Raw genomic sequence first — 26,221 nt, forward strand, 5'->3', positions numbered from 1 at the left:
CGCCGATGCTCAAACTGCTGGTCGTTTTGCTGTTGTTGGCCATCGTCGGCAGCCTGTTCTCCGGGCTCTTCTATCTCTACCGCGACCAGGGAGCCGGCGAGCGGACGGTGCGGGCGCTGACCCTGCGCATCGGGCTGTCGATCGCGCTCTTCCTGTTGCTGCTGGCCGGTTTCAGGTTCGGTCTCATTCCCGGCTACACCCAGTAAACGAAGACGAAGAGGATCAGCCAGACCACATCGACGAAGTGCCAGTACCAGGCCACCGCCTCGAAGGCGAAATGGCGCTCGGCGCTGAAGTGGCCGCTCAGGCTGCGCAGCAGGATGACCAGCAGCATGATGGTGCCGAGCGTGACGTGAAAACCATGGAAGCCGGTCAGCATGAAGAAGGTCGCCCCGTAGGCGCCGGCCCCCATGGTCAGGCCGAGTTCGTTGTAGGCATGGTGGTATTCGTAAGCCTGAAAACCGAGGAAGATGCTGCCGAGCAAGACCGTGGCGGCCAGACCGAGCGCCAGTTGGCGGCGCTTGTTGCGTAGCAGCCCCCAGTGCGCCCAGGTGACGGTGGCGCCGGAACTGAGCAGCAGGGCGGTGTTCAGGGCCGGGATGCCCCAGGCCCCCATCGGTGTGAAAGCCGCCCCTTTCGGCCCGCTGGTCGGCCAGGTGCCGGCGAATTCCGGCCATAGGCTGAAGCCATGTTCGGGAAGCATGCCGCCCAGCGTCGGCACCGAAATCACCCGGACGTAGAACAGGGCGCCGAAGAAGGCGGCGAAGAACATCACTTCGGTGGCGATGAACCAGATCATGCCGTAGCGGAAGGAGCGGTCTTCCCAGTCGCGATAGGCGCCGCTCTGCGATTCGTAGATGACTTTGCCGAACCAGCCGAAAAGCACGTAGAGGATGACTGCCGTGCCGCCGAGCATCACCCACTTGCCGGGGCCGAAGTTGTTGATCAACTGGATGAAGCCGAGGGCGAGCAGGAACATGCCGCCGGACAGGATCACCGGGTAGAGGCTGGGTTGCGGAACGAAGTAGTGTTCCCCGGCTGTGGCATGGGCTGGATTTGCTTTCATCGTGCCTCCCCGCTGCTGGTCAGTGTCTGGCGTTGTCCGTCAATGCTGAAAAAGGCGTAGGACAGCGTGATGTGGCTAATGCTGCGGTCGACCTCCGGTTTGACGATAAAAGCGAGCGGCATCTCGCGCGCTTCACCCGGAGCCAGGGTCTGTTGCGAAAAGCAGAAGCATTCGATTTTGTCGAAATGCTGCGCCGCCTGGCCCGGCGTCACGCTCGGCACCGCCTGGCCGGTAATCGGCCGGTCCGAGGTGTTGCGCACCAGGTAGCTGACCTGCTGCAGCTCGCCGGGGTGGATGTCGAGGCTGATCGTCAGCGGCCGCATGTCCCAGGGCAGGCCGGGCATCACGGTGCCGGTGAATTCGACGCGGACGGTCCGCCCGAGATCGACCTTCGGGGCCGGAGCGCTGCCGGTTTGCAGGCCGCCGATGCCGAAGCCGTCGCGGATCACCGTCGGCCCGGCCGTCTTGCCGTTGAAGCCGGTCGCTTCGCAAAGCACGTTGTAGAGCGGTACCAGCGCGAAGGCAAAGGCGAAGGCCCCGGCCACCATCAGCAACAGCTTGCCGATCAGGCGGTTGTGGCTGGGGGAGGTGGGCTGGACCTGTTCCATGGCGCTAGCGCTTGATGAACAGCCCGATAAGGTAGAGCGCCAGTACGGCCGCCCCGAGCAGCCAGCCGAGGCGGCGGGCGGCGTTACGGCGACGGGCGAGGTCGGCGTCGGAGAAGGCGGGGGCCATGTCGTTCTCGCTCATTTGACGGTGGGCTGGGTTTCCCAGCTATGGTGGGGTGGTGGCGACGAGAGCTCCCATTCCAGCCCTTCCGCCCCCTCCCATACGCGGCTCTCGACCTTTGGGCCGCCCCTTACACAACACCAGATGTTCCAGGCAAAGAGCAACTGGCTAAGTCCAAGGACAAAGGCGCCCAAGGTCGAGATCGCGTTGAACTCGGCGAACTGCAGTGCGTAGTCGGGAATGCGTCGCGGCATCCCGGCAAGGCCGAGGAAGAATTGGGGAATGAAGGTCAGGTTGAAGGAAAAGACGGTCAGCCAGAAATGCAGCTTGCCGAGCTTTTCGCTGTACATGTGGCCGGTCCACTTGGGCAGCCAGTAATAGACGCCGGTCATCACGCCCATGATGCCGCCGGCGAACAGCGCGTAATGGAAGTGGGCGACGACGAAATAGCTGTGGTGATACTGCGCGTCGGCCGCGACGTCGGCGAGGATCAGTCCGGTCAGCCCGGCGATGCCGAACAGCACGATGAAGCCGACGGCGAACAGCATGGGCGTCTCGAAGGTCATCGCCCCCTTCCACATGGTGGCGATCCAGCAGAAGAAGAGCACGGCCAGCGGTATCGAAATCGCCATGGTGCTGAACATGAAATAGACCAAGGCCGGGATCGGCATGCCGGCGGTGAAGAAATGGTGCGCCCAGACCACCACCGAGAGCAGGCCGATGGCGATGAAACTGTACACCTGCGCGGTGTAGCCGTAGGCCGGCTTGCGCGAGAAGGTGGACAGGACATGCGGCATCAACCCCCAGACCGGCAGCAGCAGGATATACACCTCGGGGTGACCGAAGAACCAGAACAGGTGCTGGAAGAGAATCGGGTCACCACCGCCGGCCGCATCGAAAAAGTGAGTGCCGAAATGGCGGTCGGTGAGCAGCATGGTCACCGCGCCGGCCAGCACCGGCAGCGTGGCGATGAGCAGGAAGGCGGTGATTAGCCAGCCCCAGGCGAAGAGCGGCAGCTTCATCATGGTCATGCCGGGGGCGCGCATGTTGAAGATGGTGACGATGATGTTGATCGAGCCCATGATCGACGAGATGCCGAGGATGTGCACGGCGAGGATGGCGAAATCGACCCCCATGCCGCCCTGCACCGAGAGCGGTGCGTAGAAGGTCCAGCCGGTGGCCAGCGCGCCGTCGCCGATGCCGAACAGGGCGAGCGTGAAGGGCAGGGTGAGCAAAATGGCGGCCGGCGGCAGCAGCCAGAAACCCCAGTTGTTGAGGCGGGGCAGCGCCATGTCCGGGGCGCCGATCATCAGCGGCAGCATCCAGTTGGCGAAGCCGGTGGCGGCTGGCATCAGCGCCGCGAAGATCATCACCAGCGCATGTACGCCGATCAGCTGGTTGAAGAATTCCGGGCGCATCAACTGCAGGCCGGGCTGAAACAGTTCGGCGCGTACCGCGAGGATCATCAGGCCGCCGACGAAGAACATGATCAGCGAGAAGGTCAGGTACATCGTGCCGATGTCCTTGTGATTCGTCGTCGTCAGCCAGCGCATCAGGCCGCCGGGATAATGTTCGGCCGGGTGTTCGGCGGCGTGGGTGGTGGCTGTGCTCATCGCTCGTCTCCTAACGCAGGGACTTGATCTGGGCTGGCTGGATCATGTCGCCCATCTGGTTGCCGAAGCTGTTGCGTTCGTAGGTGATGACGGCGGCCAGTTCGACATCGGACAGGCTGGCGCTGAAGGCCTGCATCGCCGTGCCGGCCTTGCCGTGCAGCACCCGGTCGACATGGCTGTCCTTGATCACCTTGCCGTTCATGTCGAGCAGCGGCGCATTCACAACCTTGCTGCCGGCCAGCGCCGGGAAAGCCGGCGGCAAACCCTTCCCGTCAGGCTGGTGGCAGGCGGCACAGACCTTTTCGTAGACCGCCTTGCCTTCGGCGACCAGTTCGTCCTTGCTCCAGGTCCGGTCGGCGCCACCGGCCGCTGTCTTGGCCTCGGCTTTCTGAGCTTCCAGCCAGGCGAGATACTCGGGTTCCGGCACGGCATGGACGACTACCGGCATGAAGCCGTGGTCCTTGCCACACAATTCGGCGCACTGGCCGCGGTAGATGCCGGGTTTTTCGATCAGCACCCAGGTTTCACGCAGGAAGCCGGGAATGGCATCGCGCTTGACGCCGAATTGCGGTACCCACCAGGTATGGATGACATCGGTCGAGGTGAGCAGGATGCGCACCTTCTTGCCGACCGGCAGCACGACCGGCTTGTCGACTTCGAGCAGGTAGTGCTCGCCCTTGGCCTCGGCGTTGGCGATCTGGTCGCGCGGCGTGGACAGCGTGCTGATGAACTTGAGGCCGGATACGGGGTATTCGTACTGCCACTTCCACTGCATGCCGGTCACCTTGAGCACCATGTCCGCCTTGGTCTTGGTGTCTTCCATATTGATGATGGCCTGCACCGCCGGAATGCCCATCAGCACGAAGTCGATGAAGAGCAGGATGGCGAAGGGAATCAGCGCCCAGAACCACTGCAGCGCGCCGGTCGGGCCGACGAATTTGGCCGGCTGGTGGCCGATGCTCTTCCGGTGCTTGATCATCGAGTAGATCATGATGGCGAACACCACCACGAACAGGATGGTGATGATCAGCATGAACTCGTTGTGGATATGCAGTGTTTCCCGCGCAATCGGGGTGACCGGTTCGGGGAAGTTGAAGCTGTAGGCTGCGCTGGCAACCGTCGGCAGGAGCAGGGCCGGGGCCAGAGCGAGGCGGCCTGTTCGACAGGCACAAGCGTACACACGGCTCTGCCTGCCAGCCAGTGAATGATGCGGTGTTCTCGCCATTCTGTTCCCTCCCCTTGTGAGAACCGACTTATGCGTTGAGAATCGGTATTACGTAATTAGTTCCATAATATTTAACATCATGCGCCGACGCCTCTTTCTAACTCTCCCGCTCGCCCTGCTGGGCGCCTGCAAACCGGCGCCGGTGGCCTTGCGCAATACCGACCTGACCGGGGCCAGCTTCGCGCGGGGGCTGGAACTGAGCGATCACCACGGTCACCCCCGTTCGCTGGCCGATTTTCGCGGCAAGGCGGTGGTCGTTTTCTTTGGCTACACCTCCTGCCCGGATATCTGCCCGACCATGCTGGCGCGTCTGGCCGAGGTGATGAAAGTGATGGGGGACGAGGCGGGGCGCGTCCAGGTGCTGTTCGTCACGCTTGATCCGGAGCGGGACAGCGCAGAACGGCTGAAAGCCTTCGTACCCTGGTTTCATCCGTCATTCCTTGGCCTGCGCGGCGATGCCGGGCAGATTAAGACTGTGACCGAGGAGTTTCGCGTCTTCAGTGCGCGCAAGGAGGTTGGTGGCGAACTGGGCTACGTCCTCGATCATTCGTCGGGCGCCTATGTCTTCGACCCGGCCGGCCACTTGCGCCTCTATGTCAAGGATACGGCGTCGGTCGAGGACATCGTGGCCGATCTCCGCCAGTTGCTGCGCGGCTGATCAGGGAGTGGCGCGAAAGGGCAGGTGGGTTGCCGCTTCGTCGGCATAGGCGACGACATGGTGATGCTGCCGCTCCAGGTGCTGGCCGATCAACTGGCGCATCCGGGGATCTTCGATCCAGTGGCATGAGCTGACCACGGTCGGCTCGAAGCCGCGCGCCACCTTGTGTTCGCCGCCGGCACCCGGCTCGAAGGTCTGCAGCCCGTGGGCCAGGCAATAGGCGATGCCCTGGTAGAAACACAGTTCGAAATGCAGGCTGTGGTAATTGCCGCTGCTGCCCCAGTAGCGGCCGTAGAGGGTGTCGGCGCTGCGGAAGCAGAGCGACAGGGCGACCGCCTCACCGTCTTCGCGAGCGATGAAGAGCACCATCCGCCGGCCGAGGGCGGCGCCGAGATCGGCAAAGCAGGCCGGCGAGAATGCCGCATGGTTGCCGTATTTGTCGAAGGTCGAGGCGTACAGGTGGTAGAGCCTTGGCCATTCCGCCGGGTCGATCTCGTCGCCGTGACGGACTTCGATGCTCAGGCCGCTTTCGGCGACCCGGCGCCGTTCCGCCTTGACCTTGCGGCGTTTTTCGGACGGAAAGGCAGCCAGGTAATGCTCGAAGTTTTCATAGCCGCGGTTGCGCCAGTGAAACTGCACGTCGTGGCTGAGCAAAAGCCCGTGCGCCTGAAAGGCTGCGGCATCTTCGGGGGCGGGCAGGGCGACATGCCACGAGGAAAGTTGCAGTTCGCCGACCGCCGCCTTGGCCGTTTCGATTAGGCGATCGCGAACCTGCTCGGCCAGCGCGCCGGCCTTGACCAGCAGTCGCGGGCCGGCGGCCGGGGTGTGCGGCAGGCCACTGAGCAGTTTCGGAAAATAGGGTTTGCCCAGTTGGGCATAGGCGGCCGCCCATGACCAGTCGCGGACGAAATCGCCGTGCGAATTGCTTTTCAGGTAGGTCGGCAGCAGGCCGAGTACCGTGCCGTCCGCCGCCTGCGCCAGCCAGTGCCGGGCCTGCCAGCCGCTGGCCGGCCCGGCGGTGTGGTGGCGTTCGAGGATGGCGAAGAAATCGGCATTGAGGAAGGGATGGCCGGCCGGCGTCAGGGCTGCCCAGGCGGAGCGGTCGATATCCTCGGCACGGGCGACGGTGGTGATGGAAAACTCGGGCATCAAGGCTGGTTCGGGCTGGAAGGACTGATCAGAGCGCAATTGCCACCGTCGGTTCCGTCGGCTTTGCCGTTAACCGGCAATCAGGCTGCACGCGGCCCGCCGTATTCGTCGGCCAAGCCGTCGTAGTGGGCGTGTGCCTCGGTTTCCAGAAGGGCAGCCGCGTACCATTCCTGCATTGCCGGATGCGCCAGCAGGACGTCGCGATAGGTCGCGGCAAGCGGCGGCAGGGCGACGTTGTACACGTGGAAGCGCCAGCCGATCGGCGCGAACATGGCATCGGCCACCGAGAAGGCGCCAAACAGCCAGGGGCCGTCGGCGGTGGCGAACTGCATGCGGGCTTCTTCCCAGATTTCGACGATGCGGTCGATATCGCGCTGCACCGCCGGCGTTGGCGGCTTGCCTTTGAGCTTGAGTTTGAGGTTCATCGGCATTGCCGTGCGCAGAGCCGTGAAGCCGGCATGCATCTCGGCCGAAATGCTGCGCGCCCGGGCGCGGGCCCGGGCATCGGCCGGCCACATCGCGGGATGGCGTTCGGCCAGGGTTTCGGCAATGGCGATGCTCTCCCAGACCTGAAAGCCGTCTTCGTGCAGGCAGGGAACGCGGGCGTTGCCGGCCAGCGGCTTGAGGGCGGCGTTGTAGTCGCGGCCGGCGACGGAAACCATGTGCTCGCGGAACGGAATGCCGAAATGCTTGAGCAGCAGCCAGGGGCGTAGCGACCACGAAGAGTAGTTCTTGTTGCCGATATAGAGGTCGAACATGGCTGGGTCCTTTCAAGTAGGGGGATGAATGGCGGGGGCTCCGGGCTCATGGTCGATGCCTTCGCCGTCGCTCGTCAAGCATATCGATGGCACGCCGCAGGCGGAAATTGCCGGATTCCTGCGGTCGACCGCAGGAATGGGCTGTTTTTGGCGGCTGGTGCAGCCCCCGAGTAAGCGTTTTCTGCTCTATCATGGTTTAACCAGCCATGGAGATGACGATCATGCTCAAGCGACTACTGGTTGTTTCGATTGCTCTGGGATTCGGTGTGTTCTCCTGCTCGGCTGCACATGCCCAGGTAGACAAGATCCTGATCAACGCCCTGAGCTGGATTTTGCAGAAACAGATTGAAGAGATGGAAAAGGCGAACGATCCGAACCGCAGCCTGAGTCAGTACGATGCGCGGGACCGCTACGATTCTCGCGATGCCTTCGCCCCCCGCGCCCAGCCCGTCTATCAGGATACGTCTGACTTCCGTGGTTACAACAAGGATGTTGAGACGGTCCGCCAGGAGGTCGAGCCCGTTGTTGCCCCGGCGCTTCAATAGCCCGGCTTGCTCCTGATTCAGATGGCGCAGCCATTGGCATCGCAAGCAAAACTGCCAGCTTCGGTGCTGCTCGAAAGGACATTTGTCTGGCTGCGCAGCCAGTCCTGAAAATCTTGCGGACGGCCGAGATAGCCCGCGATGTCTATGCCCTGCAAGATGCCCTTGCTTTCAAGCACAAAGCTGGGAAAACCCTGGGCGCCGACCTGAGCCATCAGTTCGCGGGTTGCGCGGATATGTCCTTGCACCGCCTCGCCCAACTGGCGATCCAGCGCCTCGGCGAAAGCGGCTGGATCGAGGTCTAGCGTTGCGGCCACGGCAATCAAGGTGGCGCGCTCGGCAATGCGGCGGCCCTCGACGTAGTGGGCAATTTGCAGCTGCGCCAGCATGTCCAGCCCGCGGCCGGCTATCTCTTCCGCGGCGAGCATGGCGGCGGTCGGCGGCTCCGAATCCAGCACCACGCCGGTATCGCACAACAAGCCGTCGATGTAACCCAAACCGAAAGGCTGGCCGGTCAATTGCGCGATCCGCTCGTCATGCTGCTTGATGTACGCCCGCAACTGCGGCGTCACAGCCTGGCGGTGCGCGCCGGTCATCATGCCGCCACCGTGCGGACGCACGTCGAGAACGGCGCGGGCTGCCTTGACCAGCGGGGCGGCTCCGTAGCACCAGCCGCACAATGGGTCGTGGATGTAATGCAGGGTTGTTGTAGTCATGGTTTCGGGGCGATCAAAGTTGTTGGATGGCTGTTGCTAGTCATGCTTCCCGCACCGGCGGTCCACACATGCAGATTGCCGAAAATGGTGAGCTTGCCTGTGGTGGTCTTGAGCAATCGAATCCTGACGTAGGAGCGGAACGCTCCTGGCTGCCAGATTCTCGTGCCGATGCTCAGTGCAGCGCTGCCTTGATCAGCACCGCCAATGCGGTGGTCGGGCGGCCAATCAGGTGGCTTAGCTGACGCTGATCATCGAATAAGCCCCCGTTGGCGGCGCCTGTATCCGAGTCGGCCAGCAAGCCAGCCAGCGGCTCAGGCAGGCCGGCGCCGACCAGAGCTGCCTTGAAGTCGGCTTCGGGCAGGTTCACATAAGGGATGCTCTGGCCGGCTTGCTTGCTCAATTCGGCAGCAAACTCCGCCAAGGTGTAAGACTCGTCGCCGGCCAGTTCGTAGACCTTGCCAGCCTGCCCGGCAAGGGTCAGTACGGCTGCGGCTGCTTCGGCATAGTCGGCACGGGCGGCCGAGGCGATTCGACCGTCACCGGCACTGCCGATATAGGCGCCATGCTGCAGGGCCGGCGGGATGCTGGCCAGGTAGTTTTCGGTGTACCAGCCGTTCCGCAGCAAGACGTGGGGCACACCGGACTCCTGGAGCAAGGCCTCGGTGGCTTGGTGTTCGGCAGCCAGACCCAATGGCGAGCGATCAGCATGGAGCAGGCTGGTGTACGCCAGCAGTGAGACGCCGGCGCGCTTGGCCGCATCGATCACGTTCTTGTGTTGCGCCGTGCGCTGGCCAACTTCGCTGGATGAAATGAGCAGAACCTTTTCGGCCCCGTGGAACGCAGCATCGAGCGTGGCAGGCTTCGTATAGTCGGCCTGACGGACCTGGACGCCCAATTCGGCGAGATCTGCCGCCCGCTCAGGCTGGCGCACAGCGGCGACGATTTGCGCAGCGGGCAGCTTGGTCAGCAGGGATTGGATAACGAGACGGCCCAGTTGGCCGGTAGCACCAGTGACGACGATCATGATCAGAATTTCCTTGGTAGGTTGCGGGGAGAGGGGGCAGAATAGCCGCTTAACTTACATTTAGTAAGTACGCACCTAAAGGTTAGTGTATGAGCGCTCAAATCGAGACCGCACCGGAAGCACCCTTGACCCTCTCGGCACAAATGCTGCGCGGTAACCTGTTCGCCGAACAATGCCCTTCGCGCGAGGTACTGAAGCATGTCACGAGTCGCTGGGGAGTCCTGGTCCTGGTGGCCTTGCTGGCCGGCACCCACCGCTTTAGCGATCTGCGCCGCAAGGTCAGCGGGGTGAGCGAGAAAATGCTGGCCCAGACGCTGCAGTGGCTGGAGGGGGATGGCTTCGTGCTGCGCCGCTCTTACCCGGTTGTGCCGCCCCATGTTGAATATTCCCTGACGCAGCTGGGCCAGGAGGTGGGTCTGCGGGTACAGGGGCTGGCCGACTGGATTGAACTGAATCTGCCCAGCATTCTCCAGGCCAGGGCGGCGCTGACCGAGCAGCGCTGAGTTGCCCGCCCGCCTCTTGTCGGATGGCGCCAGTAAATCGGGTGGCCGTCAGCCCGGCGGCCACCGCTTGTCGCCTCTGCCTTAACGACGCGGCTTAATTCAGATCCGCGTCCTTCCAGAACTTGGTGCCGGCCACTGCGCCGCCTGCCTGAAAACCATTTTTCGTCAGGCTGTAGAGTTTACCGCCGGTGAATTGGCCGACCGAACCGCCGGCAGCGCTCTTGCCGGCACCGGCCCCGGCGCCGATTTCAGCCCCGGCCTCCCAGCCCGATTCGATGAAGGACTGCATGGCTTTCGCGTCCTTGAAGACGAACAGGTAGCGCGTCTCCGCAGCCCCGATCTGCAGACCGGCGCTGGCCTGCGCCAGGGCCATATAGGTGACGTGCTTGGTCTTGTTGTCATGGACTAGGCCCTTGCCGCCGCTACCGCCGACCAGGAAGCTCAGACCGTAGCTGGTAAAAACACCATACCCGGCGGCTTTTTCGACTTCAGCTTTCAGTTTCGGCTTGGCCTTGTAGAACTCGGCAAGGGTCTGTTCGACCTTGGCCTGGACCTCGGCCTGATTCTTTTCCTTCTCGGACTGCGCGATTGCGCCAGTCGTAGTGAACGAGAGGATGGCTAGTGCTGCGATGGCGAAAATATGGTTCAGCTTCATGGCATTTCCCTCCATTAATGACAGCAAGTTTCAGTTGGCTTCTAGACGAAAACCGATCTTGAGCGTGACCTGGAAGTGGCCGACCTTGCCATCCACCACGTGGCCACGCGTTTCGATCACTTCGAACCAGTCGATATTGCGGATCGATTTGGCGCTGGTTTCGATCGCGTTGCGAATGGCATCATCGGTACCCAGTCGGGAGGAGCCGACGACTTCGATAAGCTTGTAAACATGATCTGACATGACGGACTCCTTGATAATCGACAGTGCACACTTCTTCACCATAGGTGCCAGCGCTGATAACTCAAGGATCAAGATAAGGGGAAACTGCTTAGCCTAACGGGGCTGGATTCTGCAGGTCTATGCGAAGACGATATGCCGATTGCCGAATCGGCAGCTACGCAATCTAACGTATTTCGCCATGGGGGCTGCGAACTTAATCTGACGCTGCACTGCAACAACGCAGACCAGATTTCCCAACCTCCGAGGAGCTTCCATGAGCAATCGTCGCAACTTCATCAAGGCAACCGTTCTTGCCGCTGCCCTGTCTTCCATCGGCATGGCTGCCCATGCCGCCGACACGATCAAGGTCGGCGTGCTGCATTCGCTGTCCGGCACCATGGCCATTTCCGAGACCGCGCTCAAGGAAACCGTGCTGATGACCATCGAGGAAATCAACAAGTCGGGCGGTGTGCTCGGCAAGAAGCTCGAGCCGGTCGTCGTCGACCCAGCTTCCAACTGGCCGCTGTTCGCCGAAAAGGCCCGCCAGCTGCTGACCAAGGACAAGGTCGCCGTCACTTTCGGCTGCTGGACGTCCGTGTCCCGCAAGTCGGTGCTGCCGGTGTACAAAGAACTGAACGGCCTTTTGTTCTACCCGGTCCAGTACGAAGGCGAAGAACTGGAAAAGAACGTCTTCTACACCGGCGCCGCCCCCAACCAGCAAGCCATCCCGGCCGTCGAGTACTTGATGTCGAAGGACGGCGGCGAAGCCAAGCGCTTCGTGCTGCTCGGCACCGACTACGTCTATCCGCGCACCACCAACAAGATTCTCCGCGCCTTCCTGAAGTCGAAGGGCGTCGCCGACGCCGACATCATGGAAGACTACACGCCGTTCGGCCATAGCGATTACCAGACCATCATCGCCAAGATCAAGAAGTTTGCCTCCGAAGGCAAGAAGACCGCCGTCGTGTCGACCATCAACGGTGACTCCAACGTGCCGTTCTACAAGGAGCTCGGCAACGCCGGCCTGAAGGCCACCGATGTGCCAGTCGTCGCCTTCTCGGTCGGCGAAGAGGAATTGCGCGGCGTCGATACCAAGCCGCTGGTCGGCCACCTGGCTTCGTGGAACTACTTCATGTCCTTGAAGAACCCGGAAAACGACAAGTTCGTGAAGATGTACCGCGACTGGGCCAAGAAGCAGAAGCTGCCGAACGCCGACAAGGTCGTCACCAACGACCCGATGGAAGCGACCTACATCGGCATCCACATGTGGAAGCAGGCGGTCGAGAAGGCCAAGTCGACCGACACCGACAAGGTCATCGCCGCCATGGCCGGCCAGACCTTCAAGGCGCCGTCCGGCATCCTCTCCAAGATGGATGAAAAGAACCACCACCTGCACAAGTCGGTATTCATCGGCGAAGTGAAGGCCGACGGCCAGTTCAACGTCGTCTGGAAGACCCCTGGCCCGGTCAAGGCCCAGCCGTGGAGCCCGTTCATTCAAGGCAACGACAAGAAGAAGGACGAGCCGGAAGTGAAGTAATCCGGATGTAATGTCAGTCGCGATCGACGGGGGCCCTGGCCCCCGTTTTTGCGTTTGAAAACAGTGCGGGCAAGGGGGAGGGCAGCTTGAGCGATGACAATATCAAGCCGATGAGGCATAGTCGGCGCATATTTAATTCGGATCAAAGACGCGGTTTATGACGACGGACTCAAGGATGGGCATTCGGCTGGCTCAGTTGCATCTTTACGTCGATATCCATCTCCACGACCGTTACCTGGCGCCACCGCTGGCTCTGGTGGTTGCCGCGCTGCTCACCAACTGGGTGCCGGTACTTCACGCAGTGGTTTGGGCCGGACTGGAACTGCTGATCATTGCCAACTACATCCGCGTTTATCGGGCCTTCAAGCGCAGCGACGTACAGCCGCGTGACGAGCCCCAATGGGCAAACCGCATTGCGCTGGCACACGGGGCGCACATGCTGGCCTGGTCATCGCTCGTCTTCTGGGCCTGGCAGCCGGGCAGTTTCCCCAGCCTGGTCTTCATCATGCTGGTGCACATTGGGCTGATCGCGCTCACCACCTCGATGAGCAACGCCCATCTACGCCTGCTCTCGCTCGACATGATTTTTCCAGTACTCGCGCTGCTTGGGCCGCCGCTGCTCGAACTGAACTGGTTCAATCTTGGCCTCAGCCTGCTTGGCGGCGGCTTTACCGCCCTGATGATTCAGGTCGGCCGGCAGATCAATGCCTACTCGACGGAAGCCCTGCAACTGCGCCAGCGTAACGAGATTCTGATCAAGGAACTGGAGTCGCAGGCCTCGCGCGATTCGCTGACCGGTATCGTCAATCGACGCTATTTTCTGGCCGCCGCCGACAAGCATTTGCAGGCGGCGCGCGAGCATGGCAATCCGCTGGTGCTAATGATCATCGATCTCGATCACTTCAAGCAGGTCAATGACCAATACGGCCATCTGGGTGGCGATGAAGTGCTGGTGGCGGTCGTCGATGCCTGTGTCCAGCATCTGCGGACGGGCGATTGTTTCGGCCGTCTGGGCGGCGAGGAATTCGCGCTGCTCTTGCCCGATTCCTCATTGCCCGAAGCGCTGGAAACAGCGGAACGGCTGCGCCAGGCGACTGAGGCGCTGGTGCTGACGGTGCAGGGAAATATCGTGCGACCGACGATCAGCATCGGCGTTACGCTGCTGCAAGCCGGCGACAGCAGCCTGTCCAGCCTGATGCATCGGGCCGATCTGGCGATGTATGCCGCTAAGACGCAGGGGCGGAACCGGGTGGTCTGTGACGAGCAGGCACGGGCGCCCAACCAGGGCGCGGCCGAGCCTGTCTTGCAGACCTAGGCCTGGCGCCGGGTGAGCAGCAGGCCGCACTCCAGATGGTGCGTATAGGGAAACTGGTCGAAGACGGCCGAGGCACTGACCGTATGCGTAGCCTGTAGCGCTGCGACGTTTTCCTGCAAGGTCTGCGGGTTGCAGGAGATGTACAGGATATTGTCGAAACCGCTGGCGAATTCGAGGGTCGTCGCATCCAGCCCGCTACGCGGCGGATCGACGAAAAGCGTCGAAAAGCGGTAATTGGAAAGGTCGATGTCCTTCATGCGCTTGAGCACTTCGCGACCGGCCAGGACATCGCTGATTTCCTCGCTGGAGGCCCGGACCAGCGCGACATTGTCGACGCTGTTGGCAGCGATGTTGTACTGCGCCGCATGAACCGATGACTTGCTGACTTCGGTCGCCAGTACCTTGTCGAACAGCGGGGCGAGGGCCATCGTGAAATTGCCGTTGCCGCAATACAGTTCGAGCAGGTCGCCGCCCAGCGTTGCTGCCCGGGCGCAGGCCCAGCCGAGCATCTGCCGGTTTACGCTGCCATTGGGCTGGGTAAAGCTGCCCTCGATCTGCTGATAGCGCAACTGGCGCCCGCTTAGTTCGAACTCCTCCAGCAACCAGTCGCGGTCGAGCACCACCTTCTGGCCGCGGCTGCGCCCGATGACCTGGATGCCGAGATCGGCCGCCAGATCGCGGGCCGCCAGTTCCCAGCCCTCGCCGAGGCGGCGGTGGTAAATCAGCGTGACCATCAGTTCGCCACTCAAGGTGGAGAGAAAATCGGCCTGGAACAGCCCGCCGCGCAGCATCTGGCTGGCGCGCAGACGCTCCATCAGGCGCGGCATCAAGCCGCAGATCGACGCCGACGCCATCGGGAAATGCTCGATCATCACCGGCTGCTTCGGGTTTTCCGGGTCGAACATCGCGTAATTCACGTCATCGCCCTGATGCCAGATGCGGAATTCGGCACGCATCCGGTAATGCTCGGGGGCGGAGGCGAATACCTCCGGCTCCGGGATGGCAAACGGTGCGAAGTCGCGCTTGAATTGGGCGACCTTGTCGGCGAGCTGGATGGCGTAATTGGTGGGGTCGATGCTGGGTAATGGCATGGTTTGAGCGGTATGAAGCGGTTTTCGGCCGAAAAGCCTGAAACAGTGAGCGGAAATCAGCTTGCCCGGAGATGCGGACAGTCAGGCGACGGCGGAATATACGCCGGTATACCTGTTTGGGGGTGTTTTTGGTGGCAAATTAGCTGCTTTTAACTGACTCCTGTCGCCAGCGATGGGGTGCCAAGCGTGCGCCGATCATTACACTGCAAGTGTGCCATTCGAAACGGCTACTTCTGACTGGAGCAGGAGCTCCTGCAAGTTAATTGTCGTGATAATTAACTATTGATTTTTGTCATAAAGTCATCCGCGATCGATATCGTAAAATTATCATTTGTAATATTAATTTCAATTAACTCGTGGTTTTAGCCAAGGTGAGATAAGCATATATGTTGAGGTTTGCACCCCGTGGTAATCATGGCAAAGGCAATCCTGCCAACGACGAACTGGCGCTAAGTGGTCGGGTATTGGTGGTTGATGATGATCAGGTCAGCAGGGCGATGCATCGGGCCATTTTGGCCAGGCGTTTCGATGTCCTGACCGCGTCTACGGGCAGCGAAGCGCTGGCTCTGTGCCAGCAGCAGCTCCCCGATCTGGTTCTGCTCGATGTTGAAATGCCGGTGCTTGACGGTTACGAGACCTGCCGCCTGTTGCGCAAATGGACGGGCATCCCGATCATTTTCGCAACTTCGCACCAATCCCTTGAAGAACACTTGAAAGCATACGATGTCGGCGGCAACGACATCGTGACCAAGCCGGTCAGCAGCGAGATTCTGCTGCGCAAGGTTAGCGTTGCAATTTCCCAATACCGGGCTGCGGAATCGCTGGTCGAGGAAAAGAAGGCCGTTGAAAAAATGGCCATGGCTTTTCTGTCAAGCGCGAGCCAGAGTGGCACCCTGATGAATTTCATGCGGTCAAGCATCGTCTGCCAGGATTACCACGCCTTGGCCAACGAACTTTTGGCGGCCACCCGGGACTTTGGCCTGAGCTGTCTCGTCCAGATCCGGCATCAAGGTGACTGCACGGCAGTGACGGCGCGTGGCGCGTTGTCGCCACTGGAGATCGCCATTCTTGAAAACGCTTCGGAAATGGGGCGGGTATTCCAGTTCAAGCAGCGTCTGGTAGTGAATAACGATAGGGTCTCTATCGTTGTTCAGGATATGCCGAACGAAGCAGACGATCCGGTGCATGCTGGCGGGTTACGCGATGACCTGGTCATTTTGTCTGAAGCAGCTGAAGCTTTTGCTGTGAATGTGGATATGCGCCTGGAGGCACAGAAGCGTGCCGAACAACTGCAAATTGCGCTGAGCGGGGCAGAGGCCGCCTTGAACGAACTCGCTGAAAACCAGCGCGCGATGCTGATGGACACCCGCTTGCTGTTGCAGGAGTTGATTGACGATATCGAGAAAACCTATACCTGGCTAAATACCAGCCAGGCACAAGAAACGACGATAAATTCGACGATGGAGCATGCGGTGCAACGCGTTCTCGGCCGGCTGGGCAGAGGCGGTGATTTCGATACCCTGTTCGCCCAGGTCATGCAGGCCTTGAGTGCCGGCCGTGGGGAGAACTTGATTGAGTTGTTTTAGCGCTTCGAGGCCTGATTTATTTTTTCCACTTCGCCCACGGGTCTGAGTCGCTGGAAGCAGAGGGATTCGAATAACTCGACCGACGCTTGCCTGAGCCGGAAGGATAGGCTGCTCCCGAATCATGCAGAGCGGCTTTCCTGGCCCGCTTTTCGCGCAATCGCTCGGCATCTTCCAGGCTTAACTCAGCGGGCTCGCCCGGTATTTGATCCGGCGGCACAATGCGGTCCCGAGGCGGCAGTTCGAACTGCTCGGCCGAGGCTCGCGGCAGGCTTTTGAACTGGTACAAGTAGAAGGCTTCGACTTTCTCACGTGCCCAATCCGTTTTTTTAAGGAATTTCACGCTGGAGTCGATGCTGGGGTTGCTCTTGAAACAATTGATATTCAAGTAGGCAAAGAGGATCTCAAAACCGTAGTAATTAACTATTTCCGTTAACAGGTTTTTTAAGCTAAGACCGTGGAGCGGGTTGTTCTTGTAATTTATATCAGTGTTCATGGCGATGCGGGGGCTGGGATAAGTCCGCCATTGTACCTGCCGCAGCCGGAGGGCTCGATGCCCCCCGGCCTCGCCTGAGTCGGTCGCAGATTCAGTCGACCGACCGGCCCAGTGCCAGTGCGTGATGGCGCAGGTGATCCTCGATGAAGCTGGCGATGAAGTAATAGCTGTGGTCGTAGCCCGCTTGCCGGCGCAGGGTCAGCGGGTGGCTGCTGGCCTTGGCGGCGGCTTCGAGGGTTTCCGGTTTCAGTTGCGTGATCAGGAAATCGTCGCGGTCGCCTTGGTCGATCAGGATGGGCAGGCGTTCAGTCGCCTCGGCCAGCAAGGCACTGGCATCCCAGGCGCGCCATTGCGAGCGTTCTTCGCCGAGGTAACGGGAAAACGCTTTTTCGCCCCAGGGTGCCGTCATCGGGTTGCAGATCGGGGCGAAGGCCGAGACCGACCGGTAGCGCCCGGGATTACGGAGGGCACAGACCAGCGCGCCGTGGCCGCCCATCGAATGGCCGCTGATGCCGCGCTGCTCGGACACCGGAAAGCTGGCCTCGATCAGCGCCGGCAGTTCATGTACCACGTAGTCGTGCATCCGGTAATGCTGCGCCCACGGGGCTTGCGTCGCGTTCAGGTAGAACCCAGCGCCGTGGCCGAAATCCCAACCGCCATCCGGATCGCCTGGCACCTCGGCGCCACGCGGGCTGGTATCGGGGGCGACGATGACGATACCCTGTTCGGCCGCCATGCGCTGGGCGCCGGCCTTCTGCATGAAGTTTTCATCGGTGCAGCTGAGGCCGGACAGCCAGTACAGCACCGGCAGCTTTTCGCCTTGCTCGATCTGCGGCGGCAGATAGACGGCGAACACCATGTCGCAGTTGAGCGTGCTGGAGCGATGCCGGTAGCGCTTGTGCCAGCCGCCGAAGCTTTTCTGGCAGGAGATGTTTTCGAGCGTCATGCCTCGCCTCGCTTAGAAATGGATCACGGTGCGGATGCTCTTGCCTTCGTGCATCAGGTCGAAGGCGCGGTTGATCTCCTCCAGCGGCATGGTGTGGGTGATGAAGGTGTCGAGCGGGATTTCACCCTTCTGCGCCTTTTCGACATAGCCCGGCAGTTCGGTCCGCCCCTTGACGCCGCCGAAGGCCGAACCGCGCCAGACGCGGCCGGTCACCAGTTGGAAGGGGCGGGTGCTGATTTCCTGGCCGGCGCCGGCGACGCCGATGATGGTCGATTCGCCCCAGCCCTTGTGGCAGCACTCGAGGGCGGCACGCATCAGGTTCACGTTGCCGACGCACTCGAAGGAGTAATCGACGCCGCCATCGGTCATTTCGATGATGACCTCATGGATCGGCTTGGCGAAATCCTTCGGATTGACGCAGTCGGTGGCGCCCAGTTGCCGGGCGATCTCGAACTTGGCCGGGTTGATGTCGATGGCGATGATGCGCGAAGCCTTGACCATTTTGGCGCCGATGATTGCCGCCAGGCCGATGCCGCCCAGGCCGAAGATGGCGACGGTGGCACCTTCTTCCACCTTGGCGGTGTTGAGTACGGCGCCGATCCCGGTGGTCACGCCGCAGCCGAGCAGGCAGACCTTTTCGAGTGGCGCTTCCTTGGCGATCTTGGCCAGCGAGATTTCCGGCAGCACGGTGTATTCGGAGAAGGTCGAGCAGCCCATGTAGTGATAGATCGGCTGGCCGTTGTAGGAGAAGCGACTGGTGCCGTCCGGCATCAGGCCCTTGCCCTGGGTTGCGCGTACTGCCTGACAGAGATTGGTCTTGCCCGACTTGCAGAACTTGCACTCGCGGCATTCGGCCGTGTACAGCGGAATGACGTGGTCACCGACAGCCAGCGAGGTGACGCCTTCGCCGATCGCTTCGACAATGCCGCCGCCCTCGTGGCCGAGGATGGATGGGAAGATGCCTTCCGGGTCGTCGCCGGACAGGGTGAAGGCGTCGGTATGGCAGACCCCGGAGGCGACGATGCGGACGAGGACTTCGCCAGCTTTCGGCGGCTCGACATCGACTTCAACGATCTGCAGGGGCTGGTTGGCGGCAAAGGCAACGGCGGCGCGTGACTTGATGGACATGGGCAGGCTCTCGAAAAGGTGGCAATGGGGCTGAGTATAATTAGTGCTGCCGGGTGAATAAATCGCCATTCAAGGATTGATTGTTGCTGTATGGGGATAATCGCCGTCCGCAACCAGGAGCACCAAAAATGAGTCGTTGGGAAGGGCTGGACGAGTTTGTCGCCGTCGCCGAGTGCGGCAGCTTTTCCCGGGCAGCCGAGCGTCTGCGCCTGTCGTCCTCGCATGTCAGCCGGCAGGTGGCGTTGCTCGAAGACCGTTTGCAGGCGCGCCTGCTCTACCGGACGACGCGCCGCGTATCGCTGACCGAAGCCGGGCAGAGCTTTTTCGCCCGCTGCCAGCGCCTGATCGAGGAGCGTGACGAAGCTTTCCTGAGCATCGGCGACCTGCAGAGCGCGCCGAGCGGCCTGTTGCGGATGACCGCGGCGGTGGCTTACGGCGAGCGCTTCATTGTGCCGCTGGCCAACGAGTTCATGGCCCGCCATCCGCAACTGAAGCTGGAGATCGAACTGACCAACCGGACGCTGGACATGGTGCAGGAGGGTTTCGACCTAGCCATCCGCCTCGGTCGCCTCAACGAATCCAGCCTGGTCGCCACCCGCATCGCGCCGCGCGTCATGTACCTGTGCGCCAGCCCGGCCTACCTCGAACGCTACGGCCGGCCGCACACGCTGTCGGAACTCGGCCGCCACAATTGCCTGATCGGTACCAGCGACACATGGAGCTTTCAGCAGGATGGCCGCGAATTCCAGTTCCGGCCGAGCGGCAACTGGCGCTGCAACAGTGGGCAGGCAGTGCTTGATGCAGCATTGCGCGGCTTCGGCCTGTGTCAGTTGCCCGATTATTACGTGCTCGATCTACTGCGGCGCGGCGACTTGATCTCGCTGCTCGATGCCAACCAGCCGCCGAATGCCGCCGTGTGGGCCGTCTACCCGCAGCGGCGTTATGCCTTGCCCAAGGTGCGTTTATTGATCGAGGCGCTGAAGGCCGGGCTGGCGCTTTGCCCGGAATATTGCTGAAGGCTGGCGCAGGCGCGGCATGAAGCCGTGATCCCAGTGCCGCGGTGCACTACGCAATTCATCGTATTTCCGCTCGCCGGTCCGCCCCGTAATCTGTCGCTGCACTGCACAAATTGCGGACGGACCCTTGATGAAAAAAACTTTAATAGCCTTACTGCTTTGCGCCGCGACTTTGCCGGCGCAGGCCGCGCTCGACCCGGCGCCGGTGCGCCAGCTGGCGGCCGAAGACTCCAGCGCCAAGGTCGCGGCCATCCGGCAACTGACCCAGACCGCCGACCCGGACGCCGTGCGCGTCCTGAAAGCGATGGCCGAGGACAGCCTGTTCCTGGCCGGTGACAAGGTCGTCATCATCGACGGCGAGCAGGCTTTCGACGCGACCAGCGGTGAAGCGATCAAGATGCCGGCCAACCCGGAGAGTCCTACGGTCAACAACCGGATTCGGGGCGAATTGGCCAGCGCACTGGCGGCCCTGAAACTGTTCGACGCCGATGTTGGCGTCCGCCTCGCCTCGGCCCAGAAACTGCAAAGCCAGGTGACGCCGGAAATGGCGCCGCTGCTGGCGCGGGCGCTGGAGAAAGAAAGTGATGCGCAGATCAAGGCGCTGCTGACCCTGGCCCACGCCCAGGCCAACCTGGCCAATACCGATCCGGCCGCTCGGCTGGAGGCGGTCAAGGCGTTGGCCGAAACTTCCTCGCCGACCATCAAGAGCGTGCTGCTGCCGCTCACCGAAAAGGCGGGCGAACCCGACGACAAGGTGCGCTACGAAGCCATCGCCGCCGTGAAGGCCATCGACAGCCGGCTGGCTATCGCCGAGAACGTCGGTCGCGCCTTCTCCGGCCTGTCGCTCGGCAGCATCCTGTTGCTCGGCGCACTCGGGCTGGCCATCACCTACGGCGTCATGGGCATCATCAACATGGCGCACGGCGAGCTGCTGATGGTCGGCGCCTATGCGACCTACGGCATGCAGAGCCTGTTCCGCGCCTTTGCACCGGACTACATCGACTGGTACCTGCCGGCCGCCATCCCGGTTGCCTTCTTCGCCGCCGCGCTGGTCGGGGTGGTGATGGAACGTACGGTGATCCGCTGGCTCTACGGCCGCACGCTGGAAACCCTGCTTGCCACCTGGGGCCTGTCGCTGGTGCTGATCCAGTCGGCGCGCGTGCTGTTCGGCGCGCAGAATGTCGAAGTGTCGAACCCGAGCTGGATGTCGGGTGGCATCGAAGTCATGCCCAACCTGATCCTGCCGTGGAACCGCATCATCATCGTCGGCTTCGCGATGTTCGTTCTTTTCCTCGTCTGGGTGCTGATGAACAAGACGCGCCTCGGCATGTTCGTCCGCGCCGTGACGCAGAACCGGGCGATGGCCGGCTGCGTCGGCGTGCCGACGGCGCGTATCGACACCATGGCCTTCGCGCTCGGTGCCGGCATCGCCGGGCTGGGCGGCGTCGCGCTGTCGCAAATCTCCAACGTCGGCCCGGACATGGGGCAGGGCTATATCGTCGATTCCTTCATGGTCGTCGTCGTCGGCGGTGTCGGGCAACTGGCCGGCGCGGTCTGGGCGGCGCTTGGTCTGGGTATCTTCAGCAAGCTGCTCGAAGGCTGGGCCGGGGCAGTCATCGCCAAGATCAGCATCCTCGTCTGCATCATCATCTTCATCCAGAAACGGCCGCAGGGCATCTTTGCTCTCAAGGGCCGTTTCGTCGAGTAAGGCTGAACCATGCGCAAACCTCTCACCCTTCGAATTTTGTCCGCGCTGGACACGAAAAGCTGGCTGGCGCTGGGCGTCTTCCTCGCCCTGGCGCTGCTCGTCGTCCCGGTCCTCCACCTCAACTTTCCCGAAGATAGCGCTTTCCACGTCTCGACCTACGCCATCACGCTGATCGGCAAGATCATGTGCTACGCGCTGGTGGCGGTGGCGATGGACCTGATCTGGGGCTACGGCGGCATCCTGTCGCTCGGCCACGGCCTGTTCTTCGCGCTCGGCGGCTACGCCTTCGGCATGTACCTGATGCGCCAGATCGGCCGCGACGGTTCCTACGGCGCCGACCTGCCGGACTTCATGGTCTTCCTCGACTGGAAGGAACTGCCCTGGTTCTGGCTCGGCAGCGACAGCTTCGGCTGGGCAAGTTTCCTGGTCCTCGCCGTGCCGGCTGTCGTCGCCTTCGTCTTCGGCTACTTCGCCTTCCGCTCGCGGATCAAGGGCGTCTATTTCTCGATCATCACCCAGGCCCTGACTTACGCCGCGATGCTGCTCTTCTTCCGCAACGAGACCGGCTTCGGCGGCAACAACGGTTTCACCGACTTCAAGCGCGTGCTCGGCTACAGCATCACCTCGCCGGAAACACGGCTGGTGCTGTTTGGCCTGACCGCCGTGATGCTCGCTGCGACGCTGGTTTTCGCCGCCTGGCTGGTCAAATCGAAGTTCGGCCGGGTGCTGACCGCGATCCGCGACGCCGAAAGCCGCGTCATGTTCATTGGCTACAACCCGCTCTGGTACAAGCTGACCATCTGGGTCATCTCGGCCGTACTGTGCGGCATCGCCGGCGCACTCTACGTGCCGCAGGTCGGCATCATCAACCCGTCCGAAATGAGCCCCGGCAACTCGATCGAGATCGCCATCTGGGTCGCGGTCGGCGGGCGCGGCACGCTGATCGGCCCGATCATCGGTGCCTTCGTCGTCAATCTGGCCAAGAGCTGGTTCACCGTCAGTTTCCCCGAATACTGGCTGTTCTTCCTCGGCCTGCTCTTCATCGTCGTCACGCTGATGCTGCCGCAAGGCCTGGTCGGCCTGTGGAAGAAACTGATGGCCAAAAAAGAAGGAGCAGCAGCATGATCCTCGAAACCACCCTCGACGACCGCCCGGAAGGCAGCGACGGCGCCGACCAGATGGGGCACTTCGTCACCGGCGAACTCGATCTCTCGCACGGCGTCGCGCTCTACCTCGAAGACATCACCGTCAGCTTCGACGGCTTCAAGGCGCTGAACAATCTGAACCTGGCCATCGACGCCGGCGAGCTGCGCTGCATCATCGGCCCGAACGGGGCAGGGAAGACGACGATGATGGACGTCATCACCGGCAAGACGCGGCCTGATTCCGGCAAGGCCTATTTCGGCCAGACCATCGACCTGACCCGCCTGACCGAACCGGAAATCGCCCACGTCGGCATCGGCCGCAAGTTCCAGAAACCGACCATCTTCGAGCAGCACACGGTGTTCGAAAACCTCGAACTGGCGATGAAGACCGACAAGCGCGTCTGGAAAAGCCTGATGGCCTGGCTGGCCGGCGACGAACGCGACAAGATCGCCGAAACCCTGCGCCTGATCCGCCTCGACAAGGAAGCGGACCGCCCGGCCGGTTTGCTCTCGCATGGCCAGAAACAGTGGCTGGAAATCGGCATGTTGCTGATGCAGGAGCCGAAGCTGCTGCTGCTCGACGAGCCAGTCGCCGGCATGACCGATGACGAAACGATGCGCACCGCCGAACTGTTCGTCTCGCTGGCCGGCAAGCATTCGCTGGTCGTCGTCGAACACGACATGGCCTTCGTCGAGAAGCTGGGCGGGTTGGTCACTGTGCTGCACGAAGGCTCGGTGCTGGCCGAAGGCGACCTTGCCACCGTGCAGAACGACCAGCGGGTGATCGAGGTTTATCTTGGCCGCTGAGCGCCTTTCATTTTTGGGCTTTTTCGCGGGTCGACCGCAGCAATCGCCCGTGCAACCGGAAAAACCATCATGCTGAAAGTAGACACCCTGAACCAGGCCTACGGCGGCAGCCACATCCTGCGTGGCCTGTCCTTCGAGGTCAAAACCGGCGAAGTGACCACGCTGCTCGGCCGCAACGGCGTCGGCAAGACGACCCTGCTCAAGTCGCTGATGGGGCTGGTCAAGACCAAATCGGGCAGCATCAGCTTCGACGGCAAGGACATCACCCACCTGCCGCCGCACGAGCGGGTCAAGGCCGGCATCGGCTTCGTGCCGCAGGGCCGTGAAATCTTTCCGCGCCTGACCGTCGAGGAAAACCTGCTGATGGGCCTGGCTACCAAGCCGGGCAGCACGCCGATTCCGCAGCGCATCTTCGACATGTTCCCGGTCTTGAAGCAGATGATGCACCGCCGTGGCGGCGACCTGTCCGGCGGCCAGCAACAGCAGCTCGCCATCGGCCGGGCGCTGGCCATGGGTCCGAAGCTGCTGATACTCGACGAGCCGACCGAAGGCATCCAGCCCTCGATCATCAAGGATATCGAACGTGCCATCCGCATGCTGGCCGAAACCGGCGAAATGGCGATCCTGCTCGTCGAGCAGTACTACGATTTCGCCGAATCGTTGGCCGACCAGTACCTGCTGATGGAGCGTGGCGAGTTCATCATGCGGGGCAGGGGAGAAACGATGCCGCAGGATGGGGTGCGGGAGGCGCTGGCGGTTTGAAAACTGCCGTCAGCGCCGTTTCGCATGTTGGCGCTTAGCCGAGGTCGACCGGCACGAAAAGGCGCGCATTGCCGCGTTCGAGCAGAATGGCCGCCTTTTTCCCCGACTTGGCGATGACGCCGCGCAACTGATCGACGCTGTCGATGGGCTGACCATTGACCGAGAGAATGATGTCGCCCGGCCGGATGCCGGCCCGGGCAGCGGCGCCTCCGGCCTGTTCGATCAGCAGGCCGCCATTGACCTCTGCCTGACGTTTTTCGTCCGGTGTCAGCGGACGCACGGCGACACCCAGGCGGCCCTTGTCGGCACTCGGCGTTTCCGCGCTAGCGAGCTTCTCCTCGTTGAAGCTGCCGATCTTGACGTCGATGTCGTGGGTGCCGCCCTTGCGCCAGATTTGCAAGCGGGTGGATTCGCCCGGCTTTTTCAGGGCGACGGTGGCCGGCAGATCGCCCGCTGAATTCAAGGTCTTGCCATCGACGCCGAGGATCACGTCGCCCGGTTCCAGCCCCGCCTTGGCCGCCGGGCTGCCTTTTTCAACGGAAGAAACGAGTGCGCCGGCCGGCTTGGCAAGGCCGAAGCTGTCGGCCAGCGCCTGATTGACTTCCTGGATGCTGACGCCGAGCTTGCCGCGCTGCACTTTGCCTGTGCTGACGATCTGGTGCTCGACGTTCATCGCCACCTCGATCGGGATGGCGAAGGAAAGCCCCTGGTAGCCACCGCTGCGTGAATAGATTTGCGAGTTGATGCCGATCACCTCGCCGTTCATGTTGAACAGCGGCCCGCCCGAGTTGCCCGGATTGACCGCGACGTCGGTCTGGATGAAGGGAACGTAGCTGCCGTCCGGCAGCGTGCGCGACTTGGCCGAGACGATGCCGGCGCTGGCGCTGCTTTCAAAGCCGAACGGCGAGCCGATCGCCAGTACCCATTCGCCGACCTGGGTCTGCAGCGAGGTGCCGATGCGCACCGTGGGCAGATTCTTCGCGTCGATCTTCAGTACGGCCACGTCGCTCGCCTTGTCGGCACCCAGCACCCTGGCCTTGAACTCGCGCTTGTCGTTCAGTTTGACCGTAACTTCGCTGGCCTCTTCGACAACATGCGCGTTGGTCAGGATCGTGCCGTCGGCGCCGACGATGAAACCCGAGCCCTGGCCCCGGGTCGGTGTCGATTCTTGCGGCATCTGCCCGCCGAAGCGGCGGAAGAATTGATAGAGCGGATCATCCGGGTCCAGTTGGGGCAAGGCGGCCGCGGTCTTGCGCGTACCGGTGATGCTGATATTGACGACGGCCGGTGCATTGGCAGCGATGATGCTGCGCATGTCCGGCAAGGCAGCTGGCGCGGCTGGAGCCGGACTGGTCACCGACCCTGCCGCCAGGGCACTGGGTAGGGCTTGCAAATGGCCGAAGGAATAGGCGCCACCGATCGCGGCAGCCACGGCCATTGCTGCAACAGTCATCTTCAATGCTTTCATGATCTGTGCTCCTCCTTAATCTGGAATCAGTGTTCGGAAGGTTTTTCGGCGCCGGCCTGCAATGCCGGCATCTTCAAAGTGCCGCCTTCACGTTTGCACGAACCATCCGAGCCCTTGCACTCATTCACCGGGAAGACCGGTTCAGCGGCGAATGTCGGTGGTGTCATGACGGTGCCGAGTGAACCGACTACCAGTAATGAGCGCAGCATGGGGCGCAGCCGGCTCAACGGGGCGGGAAGGCGAATGTTGCTCGGTGCCACGGAAGACAAACCGAAATGATGACGGGCCGTCATTAGGAAACCGGTGATGACGCGGGCTTGAAGGGTTTTATTGTTTGGCATGGGAAGCTCCTTGTGTCT

29 protein-coding genes are annotated in these 26,221 nt (G+C 62.0%); 12 read left to right on the forward strand and 17 right to left on the reverse strand.

Going from position 1 to position 26,221, the window contains the following annotated elements; all coding sequences use genetic code 11:
- The first annotated feature begins 5 nt into the window (after window positions 1–5).
- The gene (locus tag GH663_RS05790) at window positions 6–206 is read left to right on the forward strand and encodes a twin transmembrane helix small protein (protein ID WP_066882311.1); all 201 of its coding nucleotides are present in this window, start codon (window positions 6–8) and stop codon (window positions 204–206) included.
- On the opposite strand, the gene GH663_RS05795 is transcribed toward GH663_RS05790, so the two are convergent.
- Genes GH663_RS05795 through coxB form a run of 5 tightly spaced genes read right to left on the reverse strand, consistent with a single transcriptional unit; the run spans window position 194 to window position 4,633 of the window.
- Window positions 194–1,066, reverse strand: a complete 873-nt coding sequence (locus GH663_RS05795; protein ID WP_153130707.1) for a cytochrome c oxidase subunit 3 — start codon at window positions 1,064–1,066, stop codon at window positions 194–196. The two genes, GH663_RS05790 and GH663_RS05795, sit on opposite strands and share 13 nt — an antisense overlap.
- A complete protein-coding gene (locus GH663_RS05800) occupies window positions 1,063–1,674 on the reverse strand; it encodes a cytochrome c oxidase assembly protein (protein ID WP_153130708.1) in 612 nt (203 codons plus the stop codon). Before GH663_RS05800 ends, GH663_RS05795 begins: the two co-directional genes overlap by 4 nt.
- 4 nt (window positions 1,675–1,678) lie before the next feature.
- Window positions 1,679–1,816: a hypothetical protein gene (locus tag GH663_RS05805; protein ID WP_153130709.1), complete on the reverse strand. Its 138-nt coding sequence runs from the start codon at window positions 1,814–1,816 to the stop codon at window positions 1,679–1,681.
- Window positions 1,813–3,408 (reverse strand): cytochrome c oxidase subunit I, encoded by a 1,596-nt coding sequence (gene ctaD / locus GH663_RS05810; protein ID WP_153130710.1) that lies wholly within the window; start codon window positions 3,406–3,408, stop codon window positions 1,813–1,815. Before ctaD ends, GH663_RS05805 begins: the two co-directional genes overlap by 4 nt.
- A gap of 10 nt (window positions 3,409–3,418) precedes the next feature.
- Entirely contained in the window at window positions 3,419–4,633 is a 1,215-nt protein-coding gene (gene coxB / locus GH663_RS05815; protein ID WP_246181507.1) for a cytochrome c oxidase subunit II, read from the reverse strand.
- 79 nt (window positions 4,634–4,712) lie between these two features.
- Here coxB and GH663_RS05820 point away from each other — a divergent pair, with 79 nt between their 5' ends.
- Window positions 4,713–5,291, forward strand: coding sequence for an SCO family protein (locus tag GH663_RS05820; protein ID WP_153130711.1), 579 nt, complete (start codon window positions 4,713–4,715; stop codon window positions 5,289–5,291).
- Here the strand turns inward: GH663_RS05820 and GH663_RS05825 are convergent, their stop codons facing one another.
- The gene (locus tag GH663_RS05825; RefSeq protein ID WP_153130712.1) at window positions 5,292–6,440 is read right to left on the reverse strand and encodes a GNAT family N-acetyltransferase; all 1,149 of its coding nucleotides are present in this window, start codon (window positions 6,438–6,440) and stop codon (window positions 5,292–5,294) included.
- Window positions 6,441–6,520: 80 nt separating this feature from the next.
- Window positions 6,521–7,198 (reverse strand): glutathione S-transferase, encoded by a 678-nt coding sequence (locus GH663_RS05830; RefSeq protein ID WP_153130713.1) that lies wholly within the window; start codon window positions 7,196–7,198, stop codon window positions 6,521–6,523.
- A 221-nt stretch (window positions 7,199–7,419) separates the two neighbouring features.
- Between GH663_RS05830 and GH663_RS05835 the strand changes: the two genes are divergently transcribed.
- Window positions 7,420–7,743: a hypothetical protein gene (locus GH663_RS05835; RefSeq protein ID WP_153130714.1), complete on the forward strand. Its 324-nt coding sequence runs from the start codon at window positions 7,420–7,422 to the stop codon at window positions 7,741–7,743.
- Between the two features lie 17 nt (window positions 7,744–7,760).
- Here the strand turns inward: GH663_RS05835 and GH663_RS05840 are convergent, their stop codons facing one another.
- On the reverse strand, window positions 7,761–8,456 hold the full coding sequence (locus GH663_RS05840) for a DsbA family protein (RefSeq protein ID WP_153130715.1): 696 nt from the start codon (window positions 8,454–8,456) through the stop codon (window positions 7,761–7,763).
- A gap of 172 nt (window positions 8,457–8,628) precedes the next feature.
- Window positions 8,629–9,480 (reverse strand): SDR family oxidoreductase, encoded by an 852-nt coding sequence (locus GH663_RS05845; protein ID WP_153130716.1) that lies wholly within the window; start codon window positions 9,478–9,480, stop codon window positions 8,629–8,631.
- Between the two features lie 89 nt (window positions 9,481–9,569).
- On the opposite strand from GH663_RS05845, the gene GH663_RS05850 reads away from it, so the two are divergent.
- Entirely contained in the window at window positions 9,570–9,983 is a 414-nt protein-coding gene (locus tag GH663_RS05850) for a winged helix-turn-helix transcriptional regulator (protein WP_153130717.1), read from the forward strand.
- A 94-nt stretch (window positions 9,984–10,077) separates the two neighbouring features.
- On the opposite strand, the gene GH663_RS05855 is transcribed toward GH663_RS05850, so the two are convergent.
- Window positions 10,078–10,638: a lipid-binding SYLF domain-containing protein gene (locus GH663_RS05855; RefSeq protein WP_170291346.1), complete on the reverse strand. Its 561-nt coding sequence runs from the start codon at window positions 10,636–10,638 to the stop codon at window positions 10,078–10,080.
- 30 nt (window positions 10,639–10,668) lie between these two features.
- The gene (locus GH663_RS05860; protein WP_153130719.1) at window positions 10,669–10,881 is read right to left on the reverse strand and encodes a dodecin; all 213 of its coding nucleotides are present in this window, start codon (window positions 10,879–10,881) and stop codon (window positions 10,669–10,671) included.
- A 253-nt stretch (window positions 10,882–11,134) separates the two neighbouring features.
- Between GH663_RS05860 and urtA the strand changes: the two genes are divergently transcribed.
- Together urtA and GH663_RS05870 are read left to right on the forward strand one after the other, a co-directional pair.
- Complete coding sequence (gene urtA, locus GH663_RS05865) at window positions 11,135–12,397, forward strand: urea ABC transporter substrate-binding protein (protein ID WP_153130720.1); 1,263 nt, start codon at window positions 11,135–11,137, stop codon at window positions 12,395–12,397.
- 157 nt (window positions 12,398–12,554) lie between these two features.
- Window positions 12,555–13,712 (forward strand): GGDEF domain-containing protein, encoded by a 1,158-nt coding sequence (locus tag GH663_RS05870; protein WP_153130721.1) that lies wholly within the window; start codon window positions 12,555–12,557, stop codon window positions 13,710–13,712.
- On the opposite strand, the gene trmA is transcribed toward GH663_RS05870, so the two are convergent.
- Window positions 13,709–14,803, reverse strand: coding sequence for a tRNA (uridine(54)-C5)-methyltransferase TrmA (gene trmA / locus GH663_RS05875; RefSeq protein WP_153130722.1), 1,095 nt, complete (start codon window positions 14,801–14,803; stop codon window positions 13,709–13,711). The two genes, GH663_RS05870 and trmA, sit on opposite strands and share 4 nt — an antisense overlap.
- A 386-nt stretch (window positions 14,804–15,189) precedes the next feature.
- On the opposite strand from trmA, the gene GH663_RS05880 reads away from it, so the two are divergent.
- Entirely contained in the window at window positions 15,190–16,389 is a 1,200-nt protein-coding gene (locus GH663_RS05880; protein WP_153130723.1) for a response regulator, read from the forward strand.
- A gap of 16 nt (window positions 16,390–16,405) precedes the next feature.
- On the opposite strand, the gene GH663_RS05885 is transcribed toward GH663_RS05880, so the two are convergent.
- The 3 genes from GH663_RS05885 to GH663_RS05895 form a co-directional block, all read right to left on the reverse strand.
- The gene (locus GH663_RS05885; protein WP_153130724.1) at window positions 16,406–16,882 is read right to left on the reverse strand and encodes a VF530 family protein; all 477 of its coding nucleotides are present in this window, start codon (window positions 16,880–16,882) and stop codon (window positions 16,406–16,408) included.
- Window positions 16,883–16,973: 91 nt separating this feature from the next.
- A complete protein-coding gene (gene fghA, locus GH663_RS05890; RefSeq protein ID WP_153130725.1) occupies window positions 16,974–17,828 on the reverse strand; it encodes an S-formylglutathione hydrolase in 855 nt (284 codons plus the stop codon).
- 12 nt (window positions 17,829–17,840) lie between these two features.
- Window positions 17,841–18,956 (reverse strand): S-(hydroxymethyl)glutathione dehydrogenase/class III alcohol dehydrogenase, encoded by a 1,116-nt coding sequence (locus GH663_RS05895; RefSeq protein WP_153130726.1) that lies wholly within the window; start codon window positions 18,954–18,956, stop codon window positions 17,841–17,843.
- A 128-nt stretch (window positions 18,957–19,084) separates the two neighbouring features.
- Between GH663_RS05895 and GH663_RS05900 the strand changes: the two genes are divergently transcribed.
- From GH663_RS05900 to urtE, 5 genes are all read left to right on the forward strand, one after another.
- Window positions 19,085–19,972, forward strand: a complete 888-nt coding sequence (locus GH663_RS05900) for a LysR family transcriptional regulator (protein ID WP_153130727.1) — start codon at window positions 19,085–19,087, stop codon at window positions 19,970–19,972.
- A gap of 130 nt (window positions 19,973–20,102) precedes the next feature.
- Window positions 20,103–21,680, forward strand: coding sequence for an urea ABC transporter permease subunit UrtB (gene urtB, locus GH663_RS05905; protein ID WP_153130728.1), 1,578 nt, complete (start codon window positions 20,103–20,105; stop codon window positions 21,678–21,680).
- Between the two features lie 9 nt (window positions 21,681–21,689).
- A complete protein-coding gene (urtC, locus tag GH663_RS05910) occupies window positions 21,690–22,805 on the forward strand; it encodes an urea ABC transporter permease subunit UrtC (protein ID WP_153130729.1) in 1,116 nt (371 codons plus the stop codon).
- A gap of 53 nt (window positions 22,806–22,858) precedes the next feature.
- Window positions 22,859–23,632, forward strand: a complete 774-nt coding sequence (urtD, locus tag GH663_RS05915; RefSeq protein ID WP_211371082.1) for an urea ABC transporter ATP-binding protein UrtD — start codon at window positions 22,859–22,861, stop codon at window positions 23,630–23,632.
- Window positions 23,633–23,701: 69 nt separating this feature from the next.
- A complete protein-coding gene (urtE, locus tag GH663_RS05920; protein WP_066881824.1) occupies window positions 23,702–24,394 on the forward strand; it encodes an urea ABC transporter ATP-binding subunit UrtE in 693 nt (230 codons plus the stop codon).
- Window positions 24,395–24,428: 34 nt separating this feature from the next.
- Here urtE and GH663_RS05925 read toward each other — a convergent pair whose 3' ends face one another.
- Window positions 24,429–25,862: a DegQ family serine endoprotease gene (locus tag GH663_RS05925; protein WP_153130731.1), complete on the reverse strand. Its 1,434-nt coding sequence runs from the start codon at window positions 25,860–25,862 to the stop codon at window positions 24,429–24,431.
- Between the two features lie 26 nt (window positions 25,863–25,888).
- A complete protein-coding gene (locus GH663_RS05930; protein WP_153130732.1) occupies window positions 25,889–26,203 on the reverse strand; it encodes a hypothetical protein in 315 nt (104 codons plus the stop codon).
- Window positions 26,204–26,221 lie beyond the last annotated feature (18 nt).

It is taken from the genome of Dechloromonas hortensis (assembly GCF_009469765.1).
In the GTDB taxonomy this organism is placed as follows: Bacteria; Pseudomonadota; Gammaproteobacteria; order Burkholderiales; family Rhodocyclaceae; genus Azonexus; species Azonexus hortensis.